At 54.5% G+C, this 1,952-nt stretch carries 1 protein-coding gene; it reads right to left on the bottom strand.

The features are described from left to right. Positions 1-1,952: VCBS domain-containing protein (locus ST37_RS20370; protein WP_197687448.1), on the bottom strand; the 1,952-nt coding region annotated here is incomplete at both ends.

The raw sequence follows: 1,952 nt of genomic DNA, 5'->3' as shown, positions 1-1,952 counted from the left end.
TTCAAACGCTAAATTAGGATTGTCTGCATCCGTCGCCGTCAACGTACCGCTGACTGGAGTCAGATCGCCCTCGGTTACCGCGTCAGTATCCGCCGAAATCACCGGATCATCATCAGTACCCGTGATGGTAATCGTCACTTTAGTGTCACTGCCATCGGACAGCGTCACGGTAAACTCGCGCACTTCTTTCTGACCGGCTGTCAGCGCGTCCACTGTGGCGTTATCGGCCAGTGTGAAGGTCCAATTGCCCTCCGCGTCAACGGTGAACTCACCGTACGCATCGGTAATAGTATTTGGTGCAAATTCTAGGTCTGGATTGTCTGCATCCGTCGCCGTTAGGGTGCCGCTGACAGGCGTCACATCGCCCTCGGTTACCGCGTCGGTATCCGCCGAAATCACCGGAGCATCGTCAGTACCCGTGATGGTAATCGTCACTGTAGTGTCACTGCCATCGGACAGTGTCACAGTAAACTCGCGCACTTCTTTCTGGCCGGCCGTTAATGCATCGACTGTGGCGTTATCCGCCAGTGTGAACGTCCAATTGCCATTCGCGTCAACGGTGAACTCACCGTACGCATCGGTAATAGTATTTGGTGTAAATTCTAGGTCTGGATTGTCTGCATCCGTCGCCGTTAACGTGCCGCTGACAGGCGTCACATCACCTTCAGTGACTTCATCAGTATCCGCCGAAATCACCGGATCATCATCAGTACCCGTGATGGTAATCGTCACTTTAGTGTCACTGCCATCGGACAAGGTCACGATAAACTCGCGCACTTCTTTCTGGCCGGCTGTCAGCGCGTCCACTGTGGCGTTATCCGACAGTGTGAACGTCCAATTGCCATTCGCGTCAACGGTGAACTCACCGTACGCATCGGTAATAGTATTTGGTGTAAATTCTAGGTCTGGATTGTCTGCATCCGTCGCCGTCAACGTACCGCTGACAGGCGTCACATCGCCCTCGGTTACCGCGTCGGTATCCGTCGAAATCACCGGAGCATCGTCAGTACCGGTAATGGTAATGGTGACAGTGGTGTCACTGCCATCGGACAAGGTCACGATAAACTCGCGCACTTCTTTCTGGCCGGCCGTTAATGCATCGACTGTGGCGTTATCGGCCAGTGTGAACGTCCAATTGCCCTCCGCGTCAACGGTGAACTCACCGTACGCATCGGTAATAGTATTTGGTGCAAATTCTAGGTCTGGATTGTCTGCATCCGTCGCCGTCAACGTACCGCTGACTGGAGTCAGATCGCCCTCGGTTACCGCGTCGGTATCCGCAGAAATCACCGGATCGTCATCGGTACCGGTGATGGTAATGGTGACGGTGGTATCACTGCCATCAGACAGCGTCACGGTAAACTCGCGCACTTCTTTCTGGCCGGCCGTTAATGCATCGACTGTGGCGTTATCCGCCAGTGTGAACGTCCAATTGCCCTCCGCGTCAACGGTGAACTCACCGTACGCATCGGTAATAGTATTTGGTGCAAATTCTAGGTCTGGATTGTCTGCATCCGTCGCCGTCAACGTACCGCTGACTGGAGTCAGATCGCCCTCGGTTACCGCGTCAGTATCCGCCGAAATCACCGGAGCATCGTCAGTACCGGTAATGGTAATCGTCACTGTAGTATCACTGCCATCAGACAGCGTCACGGTAAACTCGCGGACTTCTTTCTGACCCGCGGTCAGAGCATCCACGGTGGCATTATCCGCCAGTGTGAACGTCCAATTGCCGTCCGCGTCAACGGTGAACTCACCGTAAGCATCGCTAATGGTGTTTGAGTTAAACGCCAAATCTGGGTTGTCTGCATCCATAGCCGTTAGCGTACCGCTGACAGGCGTCAGATCGCCTTCGGTTACCGCGTCGGTATCCGCGGAAATCACTGGCGCGTCATCGGTACCGGTGATGGTAATGGTGACGGTGGTATCACTGCCATCAGACAGCGTCACGG

This window comes from Vibrio sp. qd031 (assembly GCF_002100145.1).
Taxonomy (GTDB): domain Bacteria; phylum Pseudomonadota; class Gammaproteobacteria; order Enterobacterales; family Vibrionaceae; genus Vibrio.
This window is presented reverse-complemented; position numbering and strand designations above follow the sequence as displayed.